The organism is Chryseobacterium ureilyticum, from assembly GCF_900156735.1.
Classification (GTDB): domain Bacteria; phylum Bacteroidota; class Bacteroidia; order Flavobacteriales; family Weeksellaceae; genus Chryseobacterium; species Chryseobacterium ureilyticum.
The window spans coordinates 119,046-144,325 of sequence record NZ_FTOL01000002.1 but is presented as its reverse complement, the minus strand read 5'-3'; the positions used below and the strand labels follow the sequence as shown (position 1 = coordinate 144,325).

Sequence of the window (25,280 nt, the reverse complement as noted above, 5' to 3'; positions counted from 1 at the left end):
GCCAAAACTTATATCCAAATCTGAATTATTTTTATTCTCACAGATTATTTGTATTTCCTACAGAAGAGAACTCCATGAAATAAGAATGCTCATCCTCACGTACTGTTTTAAAACCAAGACTCATATAAAGATGCTGGGCTTTGTTCTCTTTTAAGACACTTAATGTTGCAGTTTTCCCTGTAGCAGAAGCTTCTTTCAGAATATCGGTAAGAATCATTTTTCCAAGTCCTTTACCTTGTTGGCTCGGATCAATCTGAAGCTGTAAAATATCGATATGCGTCTCCGTTCTATCTACTTTTAGCAATCCTATCGGCTCATCTTTAAGGAAAATAATATTCCCTTTCTCGAATTGATAAAGAATTCTTTTAAGAGTCGTTTCCCGGTCAGTAGGAAGATTAGCTTCCGCATAATGTGGAACCATAGTTTTCGTTCTGAGATCAAAAAGATAATCGATGTCGTTTTCTGTAGCTTTTTTATAGGTAACGGAAGTATTCATAACTTTTTAAATTCAATTTTTAGACCTAATCAAATATAATATTTCTTTCTCTGAGATAATTTTCATCAATTGTTTCTCTCTCAATATGATCCGGATGCATGGTGATTTTTATGAAATCCTCATCACTATAAAGTCCGGCTAAAAACAATTCATTGTTAATAATTTTCACCTGAATAGTAAGAGCATTCAGAATGATTTCCTCGTCTTTTGAAGTTTTAATATTAAAGATAAATAACCTTTGATAATGCCTGTCTTTATACTTTATGATCAGATAATTTTCATGAAAATATAAAAGACCCTCCTGGAATATAGGTTGTATCAAGGTATCAACAGGAGGTTTCCATGTAATGACATTTCTTTCCTTTAATCTGATATGAACATGTTCTTTTCCCGCTTCATTACACTGCCACCATGCAAAAACCCCTTCATTATTAAAGGCAGTCTGATGAGGTAATACTGAATTTTCTGTTCCAGAATGATCTTTCCAGATGATTTTTTGATCACTCAACTCAGTTTTAATATTATCAAAAAACAGTTCGTCATCAATCAGGGTAAGGATTTCAGCCTGCGTCATTACATTTTATTTATAAAACGAAGATATTGATTTAATCGGACTAGGGGAAATATAATAAGAAGGTAAAAAATGAAATTAGAAAAAGAAGGACAGAAGCTGGAATTTAAGACGATAATCTAACTATTTACATTTGATTAAAGTACTTCCAGCCCCATCCCCCAGTCTTTATAATAACTCAAAGAAACCTCTTTTCCCAATTTTTATTTTGATATTCTTTACAAGTTCAATTTCTTCATCAGGTTCCGTTATTTTAACTGAATTTATCTGGACTCCTCCGCTTTGGATAAGTCTTCGTACAGCAGATTTGCTTATGTCATTTTTTAACTGATGACAGAGCTCAATCACTGTCGTTTTGTTATGAGTATGATTCAATTTATTGATCAATACAGGTTCAAAGCTTTTCTCCTCAAAATTTTTGTTTTGAAACTGATTATTGAAAAACTCTTCTGCATCTTTAGCAGCATCTTCATTATGGTATTGACAAATAATGTTTTTTGCAATCAGTTTCTTGATATTCATTGGATTTTCACCGCTTTCGATTTTCGATTTTAAACTATTTTTCTCATCCATTGAGAAATCAGTGGTAAGGTCGATAAACTCATCAATCAAAGCATCAGGGATAGACATTGTTTTTCCGAACATTTCATTAGGTTCATCAGTCAGTCCAATAATATTATTTAATGATTTACTCATCTTTTCCTTTCCGTCAAGTCCTTTTAAAAGGGGCATACACATGACAATCTGAGCCGGCATCTGATGTACTTCCTGTAACTGTCTTCCCATGGTACAGTTGAAAAGCTGATCAGTTCCCCCCATTTCAATATCACATTCAATTTTTACTGAATCGAATCCCTGGAGGATAGGGTATACCAATTCATGCATTGCGATAGGAGTATTTTCCGTAAATCTTTTGTTGAAGTCATTTCTGTGCATGAGTTGTGCTACTGTTACTTTTGATAACAATTGGATGACGTCTGAGAATTGGAGTGCATCCAGCCAATCAGAATTAAAAACAATCTTTGTTTTTTCGACATCAATAATTTTGGATAGTTGATTGATATAAGTCTCGGCATTATGCTGAACATCTTCTGCACTTAAAGGTTTTCTTGCCTTATTTTTTCCTGTAGGATCACCGATTCTTGCCGTAAAACTTCCCACAACAATAATGATTTGATGTCCAAGATCCTGAAATTGTTTCAGTTTTTTAAGAACAACAGCATGTCCCAGATGTAAGTCGGGAGCAGTAGGGTCAAATCCCAGTTTGATACTCAGCTTTCTGCCTTCGCTTTCAGCCTGTTTTAATTTTTCTTCCAGCCCATTTTCAGGCAGAATAATAGCTACGTTTTCTTGTAAAATAGAAGTCATTTTGAAATGTTTTTTAAACGAAAAAAAGCCCGAACAATACTGTCCGGGCTCTATATAGGTTTGATTATATAATTAGTTTACAGATATAGAAAGTCTTCCCGAACGATAACTCGGGGTGTAATATTCACTGAAGAATGGAAGACGCAATATGCTGTTTAAATGTTTCATTGAGGTAAATATAGCAGGATTTTCCTGTAGATCCAATATTTAAACCATTAAGAAATTTTGTAGTGGTTATAACAAGATTTGTTTTTATAAAAAAACTTAACCATTTACCAATCTTAATGGTTTAAAATAAAGGTTCAAAACAATTTTACTTATCGTTCTTTAAGCTAATTCTGTGCCACAAATCTGTTAAAATGATCTTATATGTTTTTTATCATGTGAGCAGATTCTTCTGCATTTTATAATTGATGAGGTCAACCCCTTTTACATGAACGGTTTGCTCAGAAATGACATGAAAACCCATTCGTTTAAAAAAAGGTTTTGCCGTTTTACTGACGTCAGCCGTGAGGGATAAATTATTCTGTTTTATTGCTTCTTTTTCAATGAGGTTATAAAGAAGAGATGCTATTCCCAAATGTTGATGATCTTTGTGAACAAATAATAAATCAATGTAATGTCCTTGATCAAGAGTACAGAAGCCTACAATTTGATGATCCATTTCGGCAACTAAAACAATCTGTTCTTTCATTACCTTCAACCATCTTTCAAGATTGTAGGCTCCCGATTTCCATGCTTCAAGCTGATCCGTATTGTAATCTTTTTTACAAATGGAAATAATGGTTTCTTTAAACAGAATAAGCATTTCCGGAAGGTCCTGTAAATTTCCCGGTCTGATATTTACGGATTGGTTATCTAATATATTGCTGCTCATAAAGTTTTTGTTGTTCTTCATTCAGAAAAGGATAGAAAAGATTCATCTGTAGAAGGGTGTAATGATGAATCGCTTTTTCTTTATCAAACTTTGAAATCAGTCTGTTATGGGTGAGCCAGTTATCGGCAATTATGAAAATTTGTTCTGTAAGGCAATCTGTAATAAATTCAGGTACATTTTCTCTGAAAATATTATTCTTCTGAAGTCCTGAAAATATAAAATAAAATTCCTCTTTTCTACTAAAATTAATCCCTTCATATTGAGCTTTTATATCCGGAATATTATTTAAAATATCTACAAAGTTTACAAAAATAAAACGATACGAATAAAATATTTCACAGGTGGAAAAAGTAAAGTCATAAAGGTCCTTCAGTACTTTATTCTCTTTTTTTTTCATTCCGTTCAGTAGTTCATCCATTTTCACAATTAACTCGGAAAAAAGGATTTTGATAATGTCTTCAGAATGTTTGAAATGATAGTGAAGGTTGCCGGGGCTGATTGAAAGTTCAGCAGCAATATGTCTTGTGGTAATAGTGTTGTAGCCCTTTTCGTTATAAAGTTCCAGAGCCTTTACTAAAATTTTTTCCTTTGTGCCCATGCTTCAAAGATAAGAATATAAGATAGGATTTATATCATATTTTCTAAATTAGAACAAATGTTCTAATTTGATTATCTTTGCCTAATCAAATCTTATTACAATGGAAGGAAAACAAAAGTTTGATTATGAGAATGCTGAGAAGAATTCTAAAAAGAATGAAACAGATATTCAGGACGTGGTGGCAAAAGTTCTGCAGGTTGTCATTGGATTTATAATGGCTGTACTACATATGTAATGAAAAAAAGAATTTCATATTGGTTTTTGCTGGGACTGTTCGTTTGGTTATTGATCATTCAAATGCGGAAAAAGGGAATTTATATTCCTGTTATCAACAATCATTTCACAGACTTTATTACCGTTCCGATGTATTGTTATCTGATTGAATATATCATGAATGCATGGCTGGGATTTCGGTGGAAACCTGATTTTGAATTTGTTTTAACTTCTGTATTATATCTTTCTCTGTTATTTGAAGTAATATGTCCTAAGCTATCAGAACTTTTTACAGGAGATATTTTAGATGTATTGATGTATTTTGTGGGTGGAATGTTTTACTACTTTTTTAAAATTCAATCATTTCACAAGGTAAATAAAGATTGAAGTAAATGATTATAATAAAAAATCAGCAGTACCTTATTGAAAATACTGCCGATTGGGGTTATAGTTTCTATCCTGTTTTTTAATGATTAACTGCCTGCTCTCTTGGATTCGTCAAACTTCATTTGTTTAGTAGCGCCTTTCACATTATTGTTTCCGAATTTATAGGTAAGAGAAAGATGTACATTTCTTGTAATTCCTTTGAATTGATAATCTACATTATAAGTTGGGTAGTATTTTATTCCCTTTTCACGGTTTGTATTCAGAAGATCGTTTAGATAAAGGTTTAAAAAGAGTTTTTTATCCATCATATTCAATTTCATTCCAGCATATAATGAAGCATTGCTATAGTAATAAGTATTCCCGTTTCTGTTTGGTAAGCTTCCCCATAATCCAAGCATCAGAGTTACTGTTTTTTCTTTATTAAGGAAGAAATTATTATCGATATTGATATTAGCACTATATCCTGCAGAAGCTGAAATGATAGAAGGATCATAAGATTTTGATTTTGCATAAAAACCATTTAGAAAAACATTAGATTCCAGCCATTTCAGTTTATTATAATTGTAGCTGACATTAATTCCTGCCTGGTCTTCATTATAAAAGTTTTTAGCAACTGTATACCGGTAATTCCCGTCTACCATCTGAACTCTGTCCCAGTTATCCTTGTTATAATTATAATATAGAGTTACATTAAGATTATTATTTAACACATATCCCATTTCAAAATTATCTGAAAATGAAGGCAGGAGATAAGGGTTTCCGGTAATGTATTCAAAATTAGAAATCAGATATTTGAACGGATTCAGGTTCCCAAAATAAGGGCGTGAGATTCTTCGGGAATAATTAAGAGAAAATGAATTGTTTTCATTAGGCTTATAACTCAAATAAGCAGTTGGGAAAAATTTGCCATACTTGATCTTTGCAGAAGTATTGTCATTCATTGATATCCCTTCCAATGTGGTATATTCATAGCGAAGCCCGGCTTTTGCATCCCATTTATCATTGATCTTGAAATTGGTTGAAAAATAGGCAGCATAATTCTCTTCATTATAAAAGAATGTATTGGTATTCTCAGGGATAAGATGATATTGTCCATTATTAACATCAAAGAAATTAAACTCAGAATCATTTTTGATCTTTGTGTATTTTAACCCTGATTCCGTTTTAATCTTAGCAAAAGTTTTTTCAAGATCAGCCTGCCCGGAATAAATTCTGTATTTACTAATAGGATTTAACATGGTATAAATACTTTCATCTGATGTGAATGTATTGGAGAAATTTCTTGCGTCAGAATTATTGAGCATCATATTGGCAACTAAGCTAAGTTTACCACCTGCACTGTCTATTTTCGTCTCATAAAATGCTGTTGCATTATGAACATCTCTGCTTGTCCTGTAATTATAATCAGATAAAATATTTACCAAACCATTCTCATTGAACCTTGAAGAATTATTTTTACTTTGTTCCCAAGGATTACTGTGTGAATAATTATAATTGATTCCGATAAGATTTTTATCATTGATCTTATATTCAGCCTTTACATTTCCACTTTTGTACTTATAATTATTTAAATTATCACTGTTTCTGTTCCAGTAATAGCTGTTGGTAGTGCTTGTCAGATAATTGTCATTATAATATTGCCAGTAGTTATCTCCTGCAGATAAATTGGTGCTTAAAGACAATTTCTCTCCCTGATAATTAAAGCTGGCGCCACTTCTGGTAGAGACAGTGGTTTTCCCCCAATAATAATTTCCTGAAGTTTGAAGAGAACCATTCCAGCCCAGATTAGCATTTTTTTTAAGAATAATATTGATCAGCCCACTTTTTCCTTCCGCATCATATTTTGCAGGTGGAGTAGTGATCACTTCAATCTTAAGAATATCATCGGAACGGAGTGTCTTTAGATAATTGATAAGTTCCTGTCCGTTGAGGTTCAGGAGACGGTCATTGATCATAACAGCTACATTGCTTTTTCCTGCAATACTTATCGCTTCATCACTGGTTTTTACCATTGGTGTTTTAGCTAAAGCTTCAATAGCATCTACACCTTGTGAAGCGACTGAATTCTCAACATTAAAGATCAATCGGTCTACTTTTCTCTCGAATAATTTTTTCTTTACCGTAACGGTTACCCCTTCTACCTTTTGTACCACAGGCTCTTCTTTAATCTGAATATCCTTTCTGGCATTTCCTTTTACTGCAATTTTTTCACTATTGGTTTTTACTCCGTCTTTTATGATTTCAAGTAAATAATTTCCATTTTCTTTCAAAGGAATTCTGAAAGCTCCTTTTTCATCTGTAATGGCTGTAAACTTATTATTATCTTTTGTGATCACTACCTCAGTTTCAACTGCTGGCTTATTGTCTTTGTCTGTAATATTTCCCTCTACACTTTGCGCAAAAACGAATGTTGTAGAAATAAGACTTAAAAGAAGAATAATTCTCCGGTTCATATTTAGTTTTTTTATACAAGACAATTATTTTGGAGAGAATATTACATGATTTTGTGAAAAACCTTTTTTAATTAAAAAAGACTTGAATATTCTTTTGGCTATTTTTGTAGCTGACATTAACTTAACTTCCATGCACGACAAGCTTTTACAATATATTCACTCCAACTATCATTTTTCCCAAAAAGAAATTGAGATGGTTCAACACTATTTTGAGCCTGTATCTTTTTCAAAAAATATTGTGATAGAAGAAGCCGGAAAGGTTCCCAATTACCTTTATTATATTGTTTCAGGATACCTCAGATTGTTTTATATGGATGAAAATGGTAATGAAATAACCACTCATATCAATTGTCCACCAGGATTTTTTACCTCTTATTCTCATTTTATCAGTGAAACCGTTTCGGATCATAATGTGGAATGTGTTACGGCATGTGAGCTTCTAAGAATTACCAAGGAAAATCTCGATCATTTGGTAAAGCAAAGCCATGCTATGAAGGACTTTAGTATTTCTGTATTTCAGCACTCTATTGCCTATAATGAAAATCGGTCGAGAGAATTGTCTACCCTCAATGCAGAGCAACGATATCTTAAACTTTTAAAAGATTATCCTGAAATTATCCAGCATGTTCCCATTCAATATATCGCGTCATTTCTCGGAATGAAGCCTGAAAGTTTGAGTAGAATCAGAAGAAAAATAATTAACTAACAAATGTCAAGTAGTTCCGGAAGCAAGAAACTGAACTTTGCTGCATTAAAATAAATGTAATGACAAAGAATAATCTAAGCCTTGTTTCAGGAGCGAATGGACATCTGGGAAATAATTTAGTCAGATTTTTATTGAAACAGGGCATTCCGGTACGGGCAACAGTTCGGAATATCCATAATACAAAACCTTTTGAAGGTCTGAATTGCGAATTGGTACAAGCTGATATTACAGATAAAGCTTCCTTTGTAAAAGCACTTCAGGGAGTAGAAACGTTTTATGCCGTGGGAGCCTCTTTTAAGTTATGGGCTAAAGATCCCAAAAAAGAAATCTACGATGTTAACATGAATGGAACCCGAAACACCATTGAAGCTGCTGCTGAAGCAGGAGTGAAAAGGATAGTGTATGTAAGTTCTATTGCAGCTCTTGATTATTCCCAATTGCCAACAAAGGAAAGCAACGGATATAATCCGGATCGTAGAGATATGTACTATAATTCTAAAAATGATGGTGAAAAATTAGCTTTTGAACTGGCTACAAAACTTGGAGTAGAACTGGTTTCCATTATGCCATCTGCAATGATTGGTAGTGAAGCCTTTTCACCTTTAAATGTTTCTTATGGTGTACTGAAGCTTATTCTGAACAAAAAGATTCCTGTAGATACAAAAATTACCCTGAATTGGATAGATGTAAAAGATGTTGCAGAAGGATGCTATCTGGCAGCTCAAAAAGGACGCCCCGGAGAACGTTATATTCTGGCGAATGAAAAATGTATGACCATTACAGATACAACCATTCTGGCAAACAGACTTTATCCGGATTTAAAATTGAAAGTTCCGGGTTCAGTTCCAAAAGTAGCTCTTTTGGCGATTGCAATGATGATGGAATTCTCTGCAAAGCTGAGCAGAAAAGCTCCGGTATTAACGAGAAAAGATATTTCTATGTTCTCTGGACTACAACAAAATTTTGATATTTCCAAAGCCAGAAATGAACTAGGATTTAATCCGAAAAATCCTGAGCAAGCTGTACAAAAAGCGTTGGATTATTTGCTTAAAAATCCTGAATTATTGAAATAAGTTTAAATTACAACTGAATAATTGATCCCTTATAAAATCTTGTAAGATCATACAGATCATTAAAATAACGTTGAAGATCAGCACTGTTTTTCTGATCAAAATTCTTTAAATTTGGATAATTTTCTGCTGAAGAATAAAGAGCCTGGTAATCCTGTTTTAGATAATCTGAAAGGATATTTTCATTACCATACTTCTTGTTGATGATTTCCATGACGAAGATTCCATAGATCAGAAATTCACTGAAATTTTTAGAATCAACAATATAATTCATATTCTGCTGAAACAGTTTTTCATATGTTGAAAGAATCTGTAAATAATTTTCTGTATGATGAACAGAAGGAATTTCATAAAAAAGATCAATTCCGTTAATGAAAAGCTGGGTTTTTATTTCCTCGTGATCAGAATGATAAGCTTTATTGAACCAAGAAAATATCTGCGAAAGCTCTTCTTTGGAAAGTTCCTCTACAGAGTCTTTTACTTTCTCTTTGATGGCTTCAAGACTTGCCACACCTTTTGGCTGAAGAAAGGTTAGTATATTTTCTTCTTCACGGCAAAGTCTATTGTACAAATTAATTTTGGCAATATTTGGATTGGTTTTGATGAAATACAGCTCTTCTGTCATAACGAATTACCAAATATTTTTATGGAAATGGTAATTAAAGATACAAAATATGTTGAAACTTTATTATAAAAATATTATGTAGCGAATGGAATCATAACAACAGAAAATGAACGACATATAAAAGGTTTAATTAGATGGTTCTTTTTGTACCATATAAGAGCATAGAACTTTATGATAAGACTTAAATAATGATATGGTTAATCTATGTGGTTGTAAATGTATCCTGCTTTTTCAATATCTTAAAAACTCAGATCGTTTCATGCAAAGCAATTCTGTTCCCTTCCGAATCTTCAATTTCCGCCACTGCAAATCCATATTTTTCATCAATCCTTTTAGGGTAAAGAATTTTTCCGCCTTGTTGGAGTACTTTTTCTAAGGTAGCATCAATATTTTCTGTTTTAAAATAGATAATAATTCCATTTTTTGAAGGTTTATAAACATCACCTTTTGCCAGTGCACCAGTGATTCCACTGTTTTTTTCTTCAAAAGGAAAGAGTGCCATTTCATAATGATCTATGATTTCTTTTTCAAAACTGAAGTTAAAAACATCCGAATAGAATTTTTCTGCTCGCTCAAGGTTATGCACAGGAATTTCAAAATAGACAACAGGATTAGTTTTACTCATATTTTTATTATTGTTCGTTGTTTGTGGTGGGTTACAAGATGAAAAACCCAATATCAAAATAAGGAATAATAATGATAGTTTCATTAACTTTTTCTTTAGTTTAAATATCGTTCTTATTTTGCAATAACACGAATTGCAATTGAAATTTTTGTCAGGTTTTAATTATCCATTAAGTCGATAGAATTTTCCAATTGTTAAAAATAGATAGACTTCTCTATTTTTTATGTAGCTTTGTTAAAATTTTTCAGAATGAAAAAAGAGAAAGTGCATGACAGAATTCTTAGAGTAGCTTCAGAATTGTTTTATAAACAGGGATTTAATTCTACCGGGATCAATCAGATTATTGCTGAGGCTGATATAGCTATTGGTTCGTTGTATAATCACTTTTCATCTAAAAATGATCTTCTTCATGCTTATCTCATTAAAGAAGAGAATAATTGGTTTGAGGGATTAGAAAAGAGTCTTGTCAATCTCACCGAACCAGGTAAAAAACTTTCATCAATTATTGATTATCGTAAAAAGCTTCAACAATCCTCGAAGTTTGCAGGCTGTCATTTTATCAAAATTATTTCTGAAATCGGTGAAGGAAATCCTGTAGTATCAGCTTTTGCCAAAAGGCATAAAGAGAAACAAAAAGAAGTTATTCATACAATGGTAAAAGAGTATTCGGAAAGTAATCCGTCTATTGATATTGATTTGACTACTGAACAAATTTTCCTTTTAATAGAAGGAGCTGTCGTGAGCTCTACGATTAATAAAAACAATGATTCTTTTGATCAGGTAAAAAAAATTGTTCAGGGTTTATTGCCTTAATTTTTTTTGATCAATAAAAATAGATATATCTATATAAAAATGAAAAATAACTATTTAATATTGAGTATAATACTGTTTGGACAATTGTTGACAATTATGGATATTTTTATCATCAATGTATCCATTCCGTCTATACAGAGAGATTTGCAGGCTTCGAACGGAGAGATGCAGTTTATGATTGCTGCTTATCTCATTGGTTTTGCTTCTTTTTTAATTACTGGTGGGAGATTGGGGGATTTGTACGGTAGAAAAAAGTTGTTCGTCATTGGACTGCTCTTTTTTATGATCAGTTCTATAGGCTGTGGAATTTCATCCGGTGCAATACAGCTTGTGATTTCAAGATTTATACAAGGAACAAGTGCTGCATTAATGGCTCCGCAGGTACTTTCAATGATACAGATTCTGTTTCCAGATCATGAACAGCGCACAAAAGCAATGGGCTGGTACGGAATCACCATTGGAATTGGAACAATTGCAGGGCAGTTTTTAGGTGGCTATTTTTCATCATTAACAGGATTTGAAGAACCTTGGCGGTTTATTTTCTTTATTAATGTTCCTGTATGTCTGCTTGCAGTGTTTTTTAGTGTTATAAAATTGCAGGAATCTAAAATGATGATGAAGCAATCGTTTGATATTTGGGGTGTGCTTATTTTATCCACAGGGCTTTTTAGTATAACTTATGCGCTTACCGCTTTGGAACAGGGAGGATTCTCTCTTCAAAATATGCTTGTAATCGTTTTCTCGTTTTTAATATTAATGTATTTTATACAAAATCAGAAAAATAGACTGAAAAATAATAAGCCGTTCCTGATTGATTTTGAACTGTTTTGTTTTAAAAATTTCAATCTGGGAATTATTGCGGTTTCTTTCTTTTTTATCATGCTGGATTCTTATTTCTATATTCTGTCTGTTTTTTTTCAGGACGGGTTAAAAATAAGTTCACTGAAAGCCGGAGAAGTAATCGTTTTTCAGGGAATAGGATTTATTTTAGCTTCAGTTTTTTCAGTGAAATTTATATTGAAATACGGGAAAATAGCTCTGATTTTTGGACTTGGATTTATTATGATGATTCTTATCTTACAGATTATTGTATTCAGATTTCAGAATGATTATTATCTGTTTTGCCTGTTATTGTTTTTACATGGTTTGGGTGTAGGAACCATCATTCCTTCGCTTGCCAATATAGCATTTTCGGGTATGCCTGAAAAACTGATAGGCAATGCATCGGGAGTTTACAATACATTTCAGCAGATAGCAGCTATCATTGGAATAGTATTGATAGGAAGTGTTTTTTATTATTTCCTTGGGGAGAAACCTGTGATGAGGCATTATCATAATGCTTTTACAATAGCGGTAATTCTTAATGTTTTTTGTCTAATCTTTGTATTGGTTGCAGTTGTTAAAGTACCGGATTATGTCCTTCCGAAACTGCTTAAAGTGAATCCGGAAATTACTGAATCTTCCATTAATGAAAAGTTTCACAGATAGTAAATTTGAATTTAATGGTTACAGTTAAAAATATGGTTGAATTATTTTTCTACAGAGATCAACAGCATCATTGGTCTGCGCAGTTCTTCTTTCATTTCTGGGATTTCTTTTAGCATTTCCTGACTTGGTTCAGGTTCAATGATTTCTTTTATTTTAAAACCATTTTTTAATAGGGTATTCAGATAGGAAGTTAAAGTTCTGTGATATTTGATAACGTTTTCTCCTAAGAATGTGGTATTTCTTTTTCCTTCAATGAAATACCTGTCGACGGGCCAGCAGGTTTTTTCTCCGGATTGATCATATACCCAGTCCTGGCTTCCTTCCGCTGTAAAAACAGGATGTTCCACAGAAAATACAAAATGTCCACCAACAGCTAGCCATTGATAGATATTTTTTGCAATAGCATCAAACGATTCTACATAATGAAGGGTAAGTGAACTTAGGACAATATCAAACTGTTCGGCAGGATAGTTTACATCTTCCAAAGCTTTTCTTTCATATTGAATTCCTCTCAGATTATTAATTTCCTGAGCTTTTGCCAGCATTTTTTCTGAAAGATCAATTCCAACTACAGATTTTGCTCCGTTTTCTATAGCGTATCGACAATGCCACCCAAATCCACAGCCAAGATCCAGAACATTTTTATCTTTAAAATCCGGTAACATATTTTTCAGAGCATGCCATTCTCCGGCACCTTCCAATCCCAATTGGGAACGTAACATTTTCTTGTATTGGTCAAAAAATGACTGATTGTCGTATTTATTTTCTTTCATTGGAAATAGGATTTGTTATGATAAAATTATGATTATTAACCGAATAGTTTTTAAGCTTTAAAAAAACAAAAATCCTTTAAAGAATAAAGGATTATAAATTATAAGGGTAAAATTGTTTTATTTTTGACTTTCTCGCACTGCACGAATTAATTCCTGGTTTCGTTCATTGGCTCTTTCATTATTCAGAGACATTGCAGCCCAGATTGCAGCAGGAAGCCATCCGATTAATGTGATTTGGAGAATAAAGCAAATAATTCCGGTAAGAACTTTTCCACGGACAATAAAGGATAAGAAGGGAAGTACAATAGCTAAAAACATGATTTATACTTTTAAGGTTATATAGTTAAACAAATATATTGATTTTCAATATAATGAAAGTAATTGTCTGATAATTAATTCTGAATGTGTTTATTCCATAATTTTTCAGCATATTCTCTAAATACTTTCGGACCTTCTTTAAATGCTTTATCAAAAGTAAAGGCACCTCCTTCAAACATAGGTTCATTATTGTCATTGATTCCATACTGAATTCTTGATTCTCCACGCATAGCAAATTTTTTATTGCCTTCATACATAATGATCTTCATATCTGAGGGGCTTACATCACCATGACAAACAGTTTTGTACATCATCCAGACTTCAGCAATTCCGTTGTGATCCAGATCGGTTATGCTTAAAGTGTTTTTTACAAATTCAGCCACGATATCTACCGGACAGTCTTTAATGTAATCGTAAACTTTCCATACCTGTTGATTGTTTTGCAATGAATAACAATGGGCAAAAATCTCAGCGTCACCACTGTCATCAAATTCATGTGGAAGATTTTCATTTCTGTAAATTCCCGTCTCGGAAGTAATGACAATATATTCGCCTGTTTTATCTTTCCATCGGAACCCATCTCTAAAATTTCCTTTATACTGTATTGTTGCCGGAATTTTTGCAGAATCAATTCTTGTAGCAATCAGAGAGTCGGTCTTTTCAGTTTGGGTGATTTCTGGAGAATTTTTCTTTTCCTTTTTACAACTCAGCAGAAACATGAAAGGAATGCAGTAAAGAAAAGTTTTTTTCATGTGTTATTTCGTTTTGTTGGTCTGATAAAAGGGCTTGAATCTAAGTCTTCCCGGTTCAACAGAATGTGTTCTGCCACTGGGATATATCTGTAGAAATTATTCTCCAGTTTTGCTGATCTCCATTTTATTTGTTTTCAACCACTTCTTTGATCGTTTTATCTGTTTTCAACAAATTTCCCTGTGGAATCTGATGATTAAGATACGTGAAAAGTAAGTCGGAAACCCAACTGTTTTCAATATCGTGAATATAATAAGAACTGATTAATCCAAAATCATCAGAAATATAAGAAGAGAGTTCAGATGATCCGGTAAGTTTAAAAATAGACACAAAAATTTCCTTTCGGATTTGGGTTATTGTATCTTCTGTTTCATCATCCGTTACTTTTTCTTCAATGACATGGTAAGCTTTCATCCATGTATCTGAAAATGTTGAAGAATCTCTGTTATCCAGGATTTCATCAATCTTTTCCGAATCAATATTGTGAAGAGCAGCTTTTAGCGATTCATTAAAAGCTGCTTCCAATTTATTTATTTTTTCTTTCATTATGTAAAAAGATCTTATCTAAAACTCTTAACGGGACTGTGGTTCGAAATGCGCTTTAAAGGTAAGAGGATTCTCCACTTTTTCTTCAACATCTTCAAGATACTCTAAATATTCTGACTGATGTTTCTCCATATAAATCATCACAATAGTAAGGTTTACAAAAAGATTTTTATCCTCAGAACCTAAATTTAAAGCCATTTTTAAATAATCCAAAGCTTTCTCATTTTCGCCCATATCGGAATAAATTGCACCTATATTGGTAAGTGCAGAAGTATTGTTGGGTTCAAGCAATAGAATTTCATCCAGTTCTTTGATTAAAAGATCATTGATGTCATCCCAATGGTCTTCATTTTCCCATCTTTTAGCTTGGAGTTTTTTTACATTTTCTAGTCTTTTTGTTATCGCATTCATGTTCATGATTTAAAATTACTGAATTATTTTTCTTCCTTATAATCTCCTTTCTTCAGTAGTGGTTTCCAGTGCATCCAGAATATTGATGAAAATTTTATGTAAAACTGGGATAACTTAGAGGTTTTTTAATCCTGTATTGTAGATAAAACTCCATTATTGAAATACAGATAGGTTCCAAAACCATAAACCCATTGTTCATGGGCGTAGCCTTTCATTGTGATTCTGTTGATATCCAAAGGTTCTCCCCATGCAAGTCTGCACATTTCCATATTCATTCCTATGGCAACTTTATTGTCAGCAATTAAACTTCCGAGTTTTGCGCCATACTTATTGATATACAATTGTCTGTTTTTTTTCTCTTCCGCAATACGTTTTTTCTCATCTGCTTTTTCCTGCTTTATCTTTTCTGCTTCTGCTAATTTTTTCTCCTCCTGAATTTTATCGTATTGTACTTCAGTAATGAAAGAGCTGCGTAGTTGATCTATATCTAAAACAATCGTATTATTTTGATTCGTGAGGTAATAAAGAGGTTTTAAATATTTAGCTTTATTGGTGTCGGTTAAACTCAAATCTTCACAAAACCATTTTTGATTTTGCTCGATATTGACAATATCTCCTGTCTTGCTATTGACCAAATTAGAAAGACTTTTTGTAGCCACTAAATTTTGACCAACAAAATCCTTTTTTGCTTTTTCAAAGTAAGGAACAAGAATGAAAGGATAGTTTCCAAAGTTTCTAGCCTCATTTACATTCCAGTAAAGGGTGTCATTCGTTTGATCTTTTTTCAGCTTGATTCTTAATTCAGCAGTTTGGGTAGATAAATCTGATGGAAGATCTTCCAGTTTTTTGAATTTCTTGTCTTGGGAATATTTATCTCTTCCTTCTATTTCGAGTATCGTAAAATACTTTGATTCTACTTCAGATTGTTTTGTAGCTGCATATCCATAGATTACTCCATCAGTAGGATCTGTTTTTACAGAAGTGAATTCCGGCAAATAAATATTGGTATTTAATTTATCAAGATCTTCATATTGTTTGAGAGCCCTCTCATACTGATCTTTTGCAGCTCCTGAAAGCCCTTTTCCACCATTAAAAGCTTTGTATATTATGATATCATTGAAAGGAATTTTTCCGGGTTTTTTCAATGACTTTTCTTTGTCAGTTGTTAAATAATCAATAAATTTTTTATCTGTTTGAGACGGTGTGAATTTAGTTGATTTTGGTTTTAAATAGAGTTTATACCCTAAATATTGCTTATAATCGATAAATCTTTTTTGCTCCCGAATATTTGATAAACTGTCAAAAGATTTTGGTTTATAATAGGGCTTTTCAACTAAGCTTTCGTTTCTGATTGTAATTTGTGAATAGACGAAATTCGAAATAAAAAGTAATAAAAATAGTACCGTTTTCATAATTGTTTTTATGATGCGAAACTATAAAAAATATATAATAAAGAAAATTAATATTGACCCATTATTTCAAAATTCAACTAAAGCTTTTTTTGTCATCAATTCTGAAAGAGTAATCCGAATTCAATACTTCATGCTTAGGCAAATTAGTTCTATTGATTCTGTATTAAATTAAAAAACCATTAAGCTTTAATAAGTCTTAATGGTTTTCAATATTATTTTTTATCCAAATGCCCTCTTCAACAAGCTTTCCACTTTAGGTTCGCTTCCTCTAAAGGCTTTATACAGCTCCATAGGATCTTTTGTGCCTCCTGAAGAAAGAAGAATTTTATATTTTGCTGCAATTTCAGGATTGAAGATTCCATTTTCCTTAAAATACTGGAATGCATCAGCATCCAATACTTCTGCCCATTTGTAAGAATAATATCCTGCAGAATATCCGCCCTGGAAAATATGTGAAAAGCTTGGGCTCATCGCTGTTTCAGGGTTGGAAGGATAAAGCGCTATGGCTTTGGTGTATTTATCTTCAAATTCTTTTACACTTTCATGTTCCAGCTCGTTGACTTTGGTATGATAATTCATATCCAGTAATCCAAAACCAAGCTGTCTTAAAGTCTGATAGCCTTCCATGAAGTTTTTAGACTGTTCTATTTTTTCTATTTTTTCATCTGGAAGAACTTCTCCTGTTTTATAATGTTTTGCAAACGTTTTTAAGAATTCAGGCTCATAGCAGAAATTTTCCAAAAACTGTGACGGAAGTTCCACAAAGTCCCATTTTACAGAAGTTCCTGAAAGAGTAGGGTATTGAGTATTTGCCATCATTCCGTGAAGTGCGTGACCAAATTCATGGAATAAAGTCGTTACCTCCTGGAATGTCAGTAAACTAGGCGTATCTTTTGTAGGTTTACTGAAATTACAAACAATAGAAATATGTGGACGGGAGTTTTCTCCATTCTGCTGATATTGGTTTTTATAACTGGTCATCCATGCGCCGGCTCTTTTTCCTTTTCTAGGGAAATAGTCAACATACAGAAGTGATTTATAATCTCCATTTTCTTTTACTTCATACACTTTTACATCTTCATGGTACTTTGGAATATCATTTCTTTCCTCAAAAGTTAAATCAAATAGTTTTCCAGCCAATCCAAAAACAGCATCCTGAACCTGATTCAATGGGAAGTAAGGTTTTAACTCCTCATCATTAAAATCATATTTCTCCTTACGAAGTTTTTCAGCATAAAAAGCGTGGTCGTAGCCTTGCATTTCATCAATACCATCAGCTTTTGCCAAAGATTTCAATTCTTCAATTTCTTTATCAGCGTATGGTTTTGCTTTGGTTAAAAGTTCATTTAAAAAGTCAAAAACCTTTACTGGAGATTTTGCCATTCTTTCTTCCAACACAAAATCTGCATAATCTTTATATCCTAAAAGTTCAGCTTTCTGCTGTTTTAAAGTAAGAAGTTCTTTGATCAGGTTTTGGTTATCATACTCTCCGCCATCAAAAGATTTTTTGCCATTTGCCAGCGCAAGTTCCTTTCTAAGCTCACGATTTTCGGCATACGTCATGAAAGGAATATAGCTTGGATACTGTAACGTAACAACCCAGCCCTCAAGATTTCTTTCTTTTGCTTCCTCTGCATACTGTTCAATGATTGCTTCCGGAATTCCTGCCAATTGTTCCTTATCCGTAATGTGTTTGAAATAAGCATTCGTAGAAGCCAGTACATTTTGTCCGAACTGTAGAGATTTTAAAGAAAGATCCATACTGATTTTCTTTAATTTTTCCTTGTCTTCTTCATTTAATAAAGCACCACTTCTTACAAAACCTTTGTAGGTTTCATTCAAAAGCATTTCCTGCTCTTCATTAAGGTTATATTTTTCCTTTTCATCATATACCTTTTTGATTTTGTTGAAAAGAGCTTCGTTTTGAGATATTTTTGAAGAATATTCTGTTAAAATAGGAGAAACTTCCTGAGCGATCTGTTGAAGTTCATCACTGGTTTCTGCAGAATTTAAATTGAAAAAAATATTGGAAACCACGTCTAATTGTTCACCGGAATAGGCAAGAGCTTCGATAACATTTTCAAAAGTAGGAGCATCAGAATTGTCAACAATAGCATTGATTTCCTCTTCTGATTTCTGGATCAATTCCTTAAATGCCGGAAGATAATCTTCATTTTTGATGTCACCGAATGGTGCTGAGTGATATGGAGTGTTAAATTTTTCTGTTAAAATATTCATTTTTCGATTTTTAGTTAAACGTAAATGTAAGGATTCATCGGGGAATCCCGGTTGAAATGCACAAAAATAATGCCCGGAAACTGAATTATGACAAAAATGCCTTAACTTTAAATAATCTTGTCATATGGAAAGAGGGAGTGATGTGGGAATATTTAATTTTGAAAAACAAATCTTAGATTCATTTAAAATAAATAACCTTAAATAAATAGACTATGAAAACACTCTTAAAATTTATCGGCATCATCATTTTGCTGGTTATTGTATATGCTGTAATTGCCATGTTGGCTTTCAGTAAAGATTATCATTATGAAAAATCTATTGTCATCAATGCTTCAAAAGAAAAAGTATGGCAATATATAGGCTCCAATAAAGGAATAAACGCATGGAATCCTTTTGCTAAAGGTGACCCTAATATTCAGATTACGTATTCTGGAACAAGCGGGCAGGTAGGTGACACTTACAAGTGGAAAGGAAATGAAAAAGTGGGCGAAGGTGAGCAGACGGTTACAGATATCATTCCGAATGAAAAACTGGGTGCGAAACTTCATTTCATCAAGCCATTTGAAGGAGATGCGAAAATTGCTTTCGTGCTAACACCTAATGGAAATGGTACAAAAGTAACCTGGATATTTGATAATGAAATGAATACAATGATGAAACCTATGAAACCTATGATGGATATGAATATGAATAAAATGTTCAATCAGGGACTTGAAGACCTGAAGAAATTATCGGAAAAATAAAATGAAAAGCCTTGTAGAACGTTACAAGGCTTTTTTATTTCGTAGATTTTATCTTTTATGTTTACAATTACAGTGGTGATGTTTACAATGATTGCAATGATGATCATGCATCAGATTACTGATTAAAGCATTCTGAAAATTATCTGTAGTGGTATTAATGGTATCATTGCCTTTTCCCTTTGGATTCGGACCGTATTTATTGATCCCATAATCACTTTCTCCTAAAATCATAAAGAAAAAATAGCCGGGGATAAACTGATATAATCCGCTATTACCTCTGTCATGACATCTTCTTGCTCCTCTTAGTAAAATAAAAGCAAGTATGGGAAGGGATAATAATTTAAGCGGTTCCTTAATTCCTACGGGTAAATCATAATTTTTGTCAATCCAGGATAAAGGATAGCAGATTGCCACAAATATCATAAATGAAATAATATATTCTCCTCTGGTGATTCTGCCTTTGCGGGAGAATTGATTTAGAATTCTATGAATCATTAATTAGTTTTTATAGAAACACGAAAGTATAATTATTATTTTAAAAAATATTATCTTTATATAAAGAATCGATTTATGGAGAAGATTGTATTTGAAAAAAGTGATATCAGAGACTTTGTAAAAACTACCATTGCAGAGAAAATTGAGAAGCTTAAAAATTTTATTGAATTTACTCTGGAAGCCAGTCGTGATATTAAAAAGACACCAAAGTACGACAGCATGAGAGAAGAAATGCAGGAAGAAATCTATCAGATGCAGCGACAGCTTGGTGCTTTGAATGATCTGAAAAGAAACATGGCAAAAGTACTGAATAACTCTACAGAAAGAATTCAGCTGGGATCTTTGGTGATTACCAATAAAGCCCGTTTTTATATTTCCGTTTCATTAGGAGAATTTTTCTTTGAAGGAGATCGCTTCTATGCCATTTCTCCGGAAAGCCCCATGGCAAAAAAAATGATGGGAATGAGAGCAGGTGATGAATTTACTTTGAATAAAATCCATCAGAAAATAGTGGAAGTACTATAACCTGAATGATAAATTTTTATTTCGCGATTGAATTTTCTATGATTCGATAAATACAACTTCAAATTTATTTGAAGTTTTTGTTTTTTATTTAATACTTTGGACCTCAAAATATATAACCATGACATTTGAGAGTTTAAGAACCAATAGATTCAATCAATGGGTCATTATCCATTTGCGTTATTTGCTGGGGTTCGCTTTTTTCCCATCGGGATTAGTGAAATTGTTGGGAGAGAGGTTCACCAGAATTTCAACAGATCATCCAATAGGATATTTTTTTGAAGCCTTATATCAATCTGGCTTTTACTGGAATTTCTTAGGACTGGTTCAGCTCACAGCCGGAATTTTACTGATGACTCAGCGGTTTGCAACTTTGGGAGCATTATTATTTCTTGCCATATTGACGAATATATGGATCATTACTATCAGTCTTTCTTTTACAGGAACCTGGATTATAACGTCCTTAATGATGATTGCTGTTCTGGTACTTATAATGTGGGATCAGCATAAGCTACTTCCAATTTTTAGTTATAATAAAGCAAGCACAGTGAAGGTATATCCCGATCCTGGTTACGGCTGGATTATTACAGGTGTGATATATGCCATAAGTTTTATTGCTTTATATAGGCTGAATCCTATGATGGGAGAAGGATATGAAAAATGGTTGGGAATATTATTTGTTTTAATTATTCTTGTAACCTTTGTTATCAGTAATTACAAAGCATATAAAAATCAGAAACTAGCTATAAATACTTAACATTTTAAGTACAACAGATTGAATTTCATGTTGTAAATTTGCAGGTATGAATAAAGCAGAAGTTTTAAAAGAAATTATAGAGCAAAGAAGAAGTATTTTCCCAAAAGATTATACGGATGCTGAAATCTCTCAGGAGATTATTGATGAAATTTTACATTCAGCGACACTTGCTCCTAATCATAAACGTACGAAACCTTGGCGTTTTAAAATATTCAAAGGAGAGGAAAAAGCAAAACTGGCTTCAGAAATGCAGGCTATCTATAAGGCTACCCAGCCTGAACAGCTTTTTTTGGAGAAAAAGTATAACGATATCGGCTTTAAAATCAATAAGGCAAATGTAATTGTTTCCATAGTTGTTAATTTCAGTGGCATGGTTCCTGAGTGGGAAGAGATTGCGGCAACATCTATGGCGGTTCAGAATATGTACCTAAGCTGTACTGCCAATAATGTCGGTTGCTACTGGAGTTCCCCTAAAATCGTTGACTATCTTAAAGAATCCTTGACAATAGAAGAAAACCAGAAGTGCCTTGGACTTTTCTATATGGGAGAAGTATAATTAATGAAGAATATTTACCGTAATTATAATGAAGAAGATCTGCTTGTGGCTTATCTTCATATGACTGATCATACCGGCACAATAAATAATGAGATGCGTGAGGTGATCAATCAAAAATTTAATTATAATGAGTTTGTAAGTAAGGCTGAACAGAGGAAAGCTTTGATTAAAGAAAAGGGTAGAGTTGCTTTTGAGGTTTATCATAGTGTACAGAAAGGAGAAACAATCAATTCTGTTCTCAATAATATTTCATCAGAAGTAATGGACAAAGAAGATTTAAAAATTTTTATTCTTGAAAAGTTTGATCAGTTTTCGAGAGTGAGGGACAATGATAGAATTGATAAAAAAACAATTTATAGAAGTCTTTTAGGAATTGTTTTTGCTTCTATTAATGGATTACTTTTTCTTTATACTATACTTTCGTTTACTTCTGAATTTTCATTCTTTTTGCTTATACCAGTTTATATCTTAAATTATTTGGTGATTAGATGGATTACAAAGAAAACCAAGGATAATATCATTGTATTTTTGGCTGTTTTGATTTCGGTTATTATTTCAACCGTTTTGCCCTTTATTTTGCTGGTTTGAAAAAAATATAAAATTATATCAATTTAAGATTATCTAATTGGAAAATTTATTCTATCTTTGCACTCTTAAATATTTAACTGGGACGAGTTCCCGTAAAATTCAAACATTATGTCAGTAAAAATCAGATTACAAAGACACGGTAAAAAAGGAAAACCTTTCTTCCACATCGTGGTTGCAGATTCTAGAGCTAGAAGAGATGGTAGATTCATCGAGAAACTAGGAACTTACAACCCAATTACTAACCCAGCAACTATCGAGTTGAACGTTGATTCTGCTGTACAGTGGTTAAACAACGGTGCTCAGCCTACTGATACTGCTAGAGCTATTTTATCTTACAAAGGTGCTCTTTACAAAAAACACTTACAAGGTGGTGTTGCTAAAGGTGCTTTTGATCAAGCTGAAGCTGAAAAAAGATTTAATGCTTGGTTAGAAGCTAAAGAATCTAAAGTACAAGGTAAAGTTGAAGGTTTAGCTACTGCTAAAGCTGATGCTAAAAAAGCTGCTTTAGAAGCTGAAGTAAAAGTAAACGAAGCTAGAGTTGCTGCTGCTGCACAAGCTGAAGCTGATGCTAAAGCTGCTGAAGAAGCTGCAAACGCACCTGCTGAAGAAGTTGCTACAGAAGGAGAAGCTGCTGCTGAAACTGAAGAAAACACTGAAGCTTAAGAACATTTCCTGTTATGCGTAAAGAAGATTGCTATTTGTTGGGGAAAATTACACGCAGACACGGACTTGCGGGCAACGTTATTCTTAAATTGGATACCGATCAGCCTGAGCTTTACAATAAATTGGAATCAATATTCGTTGAAATCAACGGATTATTGGTTCCATTTTTTATTGAAAAATCATCATGGAGCAAATTAGACGCTCTGAACCTTGCTTTCAAAAACTCTTCTGAAGCAATGGTAGACCAGGTTTTGGGTAAAAGTGTTTACCTTCCACTGGCTTCTCTTCCAAAACTTTCAGGAAAGCAATTCTACTACCACGAAATCATCGGATTTGAAATTTTTGATGAAAATGATAACAACTGTGGAGTGATCAGATCTGTAAATGATCAGACCGCACAGGTGTATTTCATTACCAATCTGGATGGAAAAGAAGTGGTTATCCCTATGATCAAAGACTGGATTCTTGAGGTAGACAGAGAAGAAAGAACCATCAAAATGGTACTTCCTGAAGGTCTTATTGATGTTTTTCTAGTTCCTTCTAAGAAAGACGAATAAATTTCTTTTTAATGATGGTCAATTTCCTTGTTGATCATTCACTTATTCATAAATAATTTTCATCATTTAAAAACTGAATTCAATTGTTGATTGATTTTCAGGAATATTTCTATTGAGAACATTTAAAATATACTTAAATGTCTATATTTTTTGTGATGAATTTTCAGAATAAAGAATCTGTATAAAACCTCCTGTAAGAATACAACCTAAAATGGTCATCAATACATCGTAAATATCCATAGGAGAACCCATAAAATACTGAATAACTTCCCAAAGTATTAATCCGAAAAAAGTAAATAATGTTGAAAAGATTAACTTCTTAGAAGAAGAGGCGTCTGTACGAAAAAGAAGCTTATAAAAAATAAAAACTGACGCGAAAATTCCGGTAGCCGCAAAAAAATTAGGTAACGTTCCCTGAAGAAAATCCTGAGTTTCTGAAAGATGCATATGTCTTGCTCTGATCCATTTTAAAATGAATACGCCAGTCATAGAAAATAATCCCCAATACCAAATTGCTTTTACTTTTTTATCTGTTTTTATATCAAATTTAATTTCTTTCTTTATTTCGTTAAATGTCATTGTTTATATGGGATTAGTTTTATAAAAAAGTAATTATTGTTTAAATATACATAATTTAACTTCAGGTGAAAGAATTTATTTTAATACAACCTATAATCATCCTAAAGAGTTGATTAAATGTTATAATTTCTGATTTAAATTTTCAATCTGCTCATACATTTTATTGAAGAACATTTTTCTTTCCCTGTTTCCGGATTCATTCAACGATCTTGAATTTTTGATCTGATATTCAAAATAGCTTAAAGAATCTTCACAGGTTATTTTATCATTGGTCATCATGTATCCAAACATACTGAAAGGGATAAAGAAAGAACATTGTTGTTCATTTTTAAACAAAATACTGTTGTTTAAGATCACAAGATCATTGATATAAATTTGAAAATTAGATTTTTCCAAGGTTTTATTTTCCAGATCCATTAATAATTTCTTCAGGTCCTCAAGAATCAGTTCAATATCACTTTTTCTCAGAAGTCCCATTTCGGAATAGAACTTAATCTGCCTTAAAGCACTCATAATGGTAGTGTCATTCCAAATTTCTGTAACATTTTGTTTGTCATATAAATCTTTAAGCATTTCATTTTTAACAGAATGATATTGCATATTAAACTCATGAAAAGGGCTTAAAAACTTATCCTGATTCAACAGATTCATCCAGACATAAAATTTGAAACGGGACAAAACAGAATCTGAAATGGTATAGAAAAACGGAATGTCTTTAGCGGAATAATATACTTTAGAATTGGTAATATCCTGAAATACATCTAGAATTTTAAGTGAATTTTCAAAGTAATTTAAGAGATCTTCAGTAGTTTTCACAGGTTGTGTTCTCTTAACAACCAATTGATTTTCTGTACCTAAAAACTGATCCAGAGAAATTTGGTAATATTTTGCAAGTTCCAGCGCTTCTTCAAAACTGAATTTTGCTTTTTGAGATGTCCTTCTATGAGCAGCATCATAGCTGATATTAAGAATATTGGCAATCTCGTCGTTCAGTGATCGGTCACCAATTTTTCTCCGGATCTCTTTTAATAAAGCTTCCTGGTGCATAGTTTTGTGATTTTCACAAATGTACTGTTTTTTTA

The 25,280-nt window shown here is 32.7% G+C and carries 31 protein-coding genes; 13 read left to right on the top strand and 18 right to left on the bottom strand.

Annotated features, from left to right (window positions below; genetic code table 11):
* Positions 1 to 37: 37 nt before the first annotated feature.
* The 5 genes from BW983_RS06840 to BW983_RS06820 all read right to left on the bottom strand — a co-directional run bounded on the left by BW983_RS06840 (position 38) and on the right by BW983_RS06820 (position 3,910).
* Complete coding sequence (locus tag BW983_RS06840; protein WP_076551108.1) at positions 38 to 496, bottom strand: GNAT family N-acetyltransferase; 459 nt, start codon at positions 494 to 496, stop codon at positions 38 to 40.
* 25 nt (positions 497 to 521) lie between these two features.
* Positions 522 to 1,070, bottom strand: a complete 549-nt coding sequence (locus tag BW983_RS06835; RefSeq protein WP_076551107.1) for a hypothetical protein — start codon at positions 1,068 to 1,070, stop codon at positions 522 to 524.
* Between the two features lie 165 nt (positions 1,071 to 1,235).
* Positions 1,236 to 2,435 carry a tyrosine--tRNA ligase gene (gene tyrS, locus BW983_RS06830; protein WP_076551105.1) on the bottom strand — a complete coding sequence of 400 codons (1,200 nt, stop codon included), beginning with the start codon at positions 2,433 to 2,435 and terminating at the stop codon, positions 1,236 to 1,238.
* A 379-nt stretch (positions 2,436 to 2,814) separates the two neighbouring features.
* Positions 2,815 to 3,312: a GNAT family N-acetyltransferase gene (locus tag BW983_RS06825; protein ID WP_076551104.1), complete on the bottom strand. Its 498-nt coding sequence runs from the start codon at positions 3,310 to 3,312 to the stop codon at positions 2,815 to 2,817.
* Positions 3,290 to 3,910 carry a TetR/AcrR family transcriptional regulator gene (locus BW983_RS06820; protein ID WP_076551102.1) on the bottom strand — a complete coding sequence of 207 codons (621 nt, stop codon included), beginning with the start codon at positions 3,908 to 3,910 and terminating at the stop codon, positions 3,290 to 3,292. Before BW983_RS06820 ends, BW983_RS06825 begins: the two co-directional genes overlap by 23 nt.
* A 100-nt stretch (positions 3,911 to 4,010) precedes the next feature.
* On the opposite strand from BW983_RS06820, the gene BW983_RS24485 reads away from it, so the two are divergent.
* Both BW983_RS24485 and BW983_RS06815 read left to right on the top strand, forming a co-directional pair.
* The gene (locus BW983_RS24485) at positions 4,011 to 4,145 is read left to right on the top strand and encodes a hypothetical protein (RefSeq protein WP_262484586.1); all 135 of its coding nucleotides are present in this window, start codon (positions 4,011 to 4,013) and stop codon (positions 4,143 to 4,145) included.
* Positions 4,145 to 4,510: a hypothetical protein gene (locus BW983_RS06815; RefSeq protein ID WP_076551101.1), complete on the top strand. Its 366-nt coding sequence runs from the start codon at positions 4,145 to 4,147 to the stop codon at positions 4,508 to 4,510. The genes BW983_RS24485 and BW983_RS06815 overlap by 1 nt, the downstream gene beginning before the upstream one ends.
* Before the next feature lie 86 nt (positions 4,511 to 4,596).
* Here BW983_RS06815 and BW983_RS06810 read toward each other — a convergent pair whose 3' ends face one another.
* Complete coding sequence (locus BW983_RS06810) at positions 4,597 to 6,963, bottom strand: outer membrane beta-barrel family protein (protein ID WP_076551099.1); 2,367 nt, start codon at positions 6,961 to 6,963, stop codon at positions 4,597 to 4,599.
* Between the two features lie 130 nt (positions 6,964 to 7,093).
* Between BW983_RS06810 and BW983_RS06805 the strand changes: the two genes are divergently transcribed.
* Both BW983_RS06805 and BW983_RS06800 read left to right on the top strand, forming a co-directional pair.
* Positions 7,094 to 7,669: a Crp/Fnr family transcriptional regulator gene (locus tag BW983_RS06805; RefSeq protein ID WP_076551098.1), complete on the top strand. Its 576-nt coding sequence runs from the start codon at positions 7,094 to 7,096 to the stop codon at positions 7,667 to 7,669.
* Between the two features lie 59 nt (positions 7,670 to 7,728).
* Positions 7,729 to 8,742: an NAD-dependent epimerase/dehydratase family protein gene (locus BW983_RS06800; protein ID WP_076551096.1), complete on the top strand. Its 1,014-nt coding sequence runs from the start codon at positions 7,729 to 7,731 to the stop codon at positions 8,740 to 8,742.
* 7 nt (positions 8,743 to 8,749) lie between these two features.
* Here the strand turns inward: BW983_RS06800 and BW983_RS06795 are convergent, their stop codons facing one another.
* Positions 8,750 to 9,364 (bottom strand): hypothetical protein, encoded by a 615-nt coding sequence (locus BW983_RS06795; RefSeq protein ID WP_076551094.1) that lies wholly within the window; start codon positions 9,362 to 9,364, stop codon positions 8,750 to 8,752.
* A gap of 247 nt (positions 9,365 to 9,611) precedes the next feature.
* A complete protein-coding gene (locus BW983_RS06790; protein WP_076551092.1) occupies positions 9,612 to 9,989 on the bottom strand; it encodes a VOC family protein in 378 nt (125 codons plus the stop codon).
* Positions 9,990 to 10,238: 249 nt separating this feature from the next.
* Here BW983_RS06790 and BW983_RS06785 point away from each other — a divergent pair, with 249 nt between their 5' ends.
* Together BW983_RS06785 and BW983_RS06780 are read left to right on the top strand one after the other, a co-directional pair.
* Positions 10,239 to 10,802 carry a TetR/AcrR family transcriptional regulator gene (locus BW983_RS06785; RefSeq protein ID WP_076551091.1) on the top strand — a complete coding sequence of 188 codons (564 nt, stop codon included), beginning with the start codon at positions 10,239 to 10,241 and terminating at the stop codon, positions 10,800 to 10,802.
* 39 nt (positions 10,803 to 10,841) lie between these two features.
* Positions 10,842 to 12,290, top strand: coding sequence for an MFS transporter (locus tag BW983_RS06780; protein ID WP_076551089.1), 1,449 nt, complete (start codon positions 10,842 to 10,844; stop codon positions 12,288 to 12,290).
* Positions 12,291 to 12,331: 41 nt separating this feature from the next.
* On the opposite strand, the gene BW983_RS06775 is transcribed toward BW983_RS06780, so the two are convergent.
* From BW983_RS06775 to BW983_RS06745, 7 genes are all read right to left on the bottom strand, one after another.
* The gene (locus BW983_RS06775) at positions 12,332 to 13,063 is read right to left on the bottom strand and encodes a class I SAM-dependent methyltransferase (RefSeq protein WP_076551087.1); all 732 of its coding nucleotides are present in this window, start codon (positions 13,061 to 13,063) and stop codon (positions 12,332 to 12,334) included.
* A 117-nt stretch (positions 13,064 to 13,180) separates the two neighbouring features.
* Positions 13,181 to 13,381, bottom strand: coding sequence for a YqaE/Pmp3 family membrane protein (locus BW983_RS06770; RefSeq protein WP_185116861.1), 201 nt, complete (start codon positions 13,379 to 13,381; stop codon positions 13,181 to 13,183).
* A 74-nt stretch (positions 13,382 to 13,455) separates the two neighbouring features.
* Positions 13,456 to 14,133 (bottom strand): M949_RS01915 family surface polysaccharide biosynthesis protein, encoded by a 678-nt coding sequence (locus BW983_RS06765; RefSeq protein ID WP_076551083.1) that lies wholly within the window; start codon positions 14,131 to 14,133, stop codon positions 13,456 to 13,458.
* Between the two features lie 124 nt (positions 14,134 to 14,257).
* Positions 14,258 to 14,677, bottom strand: coding sequence for a hypothetical protein (locus BW983_RS06760; protein ID WP_076551081.1), 420 nt, complete (start codon positions 14,675 to 14,677; stop codon positions 14,258 to 14,260).
* Positions 14,678 to 14,704: 27 nt separating this feature from the next.
* On the bottom strand, positions 14,705 to 15,088 hold the full coding sequence (locus BW983_RS06755) for a tetratricopeptide repeat protein (RefSeq protein WP_139329241.1): 384 nt from the start codon (positions 15,086 to 15,088) through the stop codon (positions 14,705 to 14,707).
* Positions 15,089 to 15,213: 125 nt separating this feature from the next.
* Complete coding sequence (locus tag BW983_RS06750; RefSeq protein WP_076551078.1) at positions 15,214 to 16,500, bottom strand: hypothetical protein; 1,287 nt, start codon at positions 16,498 to 16,500, stop codon at positions 15,214 to 15,216.
* Between the two features lie 219 nt (positions 16,501 to 16,719).
* Positions 16,720 to 18,738, bottom strand: coding sequence for a M3 family metallopeptidase (locus BW983_RS06745; RefSeq protein WP_076551076.1), 2,019 nt, complete (start codon positions 18,736 to 18,738; stop codon positions 16,720 to 16,722).
* Between the two features lie 212 nt (positions 18,739 to 18,950).
* Here BW983_RS06745 and BW983_RS06740 point away from each other — a divergent pair, with 212 nt between their 5' ends.
* The gene (locus BW983_RS06740) at positions 18,951 to 19,481 is read left to right on the top strand and encodes an SRPBCC family protein (RefSeq protein ID WP_076551074.1); all 531 of its coding nucleotides are present in this window, start codon (positions 18,951 to 18,953) and stop codon (positions 19,479 to 19,481) included.
* Positions 19,482 to 19,529: 48 nt separating this feature from the next.
* Here the strand turns inward: BW983_RS06740 and BW983_RS06735 are convergent, their stop codons facing one another.
* Positions 19,530 to 19,976, bottom strand: coding sequence for a DUF805 domain-containing protein (locus BW983_RS06735; RefSeq protein ID WP_076551072.1), 447 nt, complete (start codon positions 19,974 to 19,976; stop codon positions 19,530 to 19,532).
* A gap of 75 nt (positions 19,977 to 20,051) precedes the next feature.
* On the opposite strand from BW983_RS06735, the gene BW983_RS06730 reads away from it, so the two are divergent.
* From BW983_RS06730 to rimM, 6 genes are all read left to right on the top strand, one after another.
* Positions 20,052 to 20,501, top strand: coding sequence for a hypothetical protein (locus BW983_RS06730; protein WP_076551070.1), 450 nt, complete (start codon positions 20,052 to 20,054; stop codon positions 20,499 to 20,501).
* A 118-nt stretch (positions 20,502 to 20,619) separates the two neighbouring features.
* Positions 20,620 to 21,255: a DoxX family membrane protein gene (locus BW983_RS06725; RefSeq protein WP_076551068.1), complete on the top strand. Its 636-nt coding sequence runs from the start codon at positions 20,620 to 20,622 to the stop codon at positions 21,253 to 21,255.
* A 46-nt stretch (positions 21,256 to 21,301) separates the two neighbouring features.
* Positions 21,302 to 21,811 (top strand): nitroreductase family protein, encoded by a 510-nt coding sequence (locus BW983_RS06720; protein ID WP_076551067.1) that lies wholly within the window; start codon positions 21,302 to 21,304, stop codon positions 21,809 to 21,811.
* A gap of 3 nt (positions 21,812 to 21,814) precedes the next feature.
* The gene (locus tag BW983_RS06715; protein ID WP_076551065.1) at positions 21,815 to 22,399 is read left to right on the top strand and encodes a hypothetical protein; all 585 of its coding nucleotides are present in this window, start codon (positions 21,815 to 21,817) and stop codon (positions 22,397 to 22,399) included.
* A gap of 108 nt (positions 22,400 to 22,507) precedes the next feature.
* Complete coding sequence (locus BW983_RS06710; RefSeq protein WP_065394937.1) at positions 22,508 to 23,062, top strand: 30S ribosomal protein S16; 555 nt, start codon at positions 22,508 to 22,510, stop codon at positions 23,060 to 23,062.
* A gap of 14 nt (positions 23,063 to 23,076) precedes the next feature.
* Positions 23,077 to 23,619: a ribosome maturation factor RimM gene (gene rimM / locus BW983_RS06705; protein ID WP_076551063.1), complete on the top strand. Its 543-nt coding sequence runs from the start codon at positions 23,077 to 23,079 to the stop codon at positions 23,617 to 23,619.
* Between the two features lie 141 nt (positions 23,620 to 23,760).
* On the opposite strand, the gene BW983_RS06700 is transcribed toward rimM, so the two are convergent.
* A complete protein-coding gene (locus BW983_RS06700) occupies positions 23,761 to 24,198 on the bottom strand; it encodes a hypothetical protein (protein WP_076551055.1) in 438 nt (145 codons plus the stop codon).
* 120 nt (positions 24,199 to 24,318) lie between these two features.
* Positions 24,319 to 25,245 carry a helix-turn-helix domain-containing protein gene (locus BW983_RS06695; protein ID WP_076551053.1) on the bottom strand — a complete coding sequence of 309 codons (927 nt, stop codon included), beginning with the start codon at positions 25,243 to 25,245 and terminating at the stop codon, positions 24,319 to 24,321.
* Positions 25,246 to 25,280: the final 35 nt, after the last annotated feature.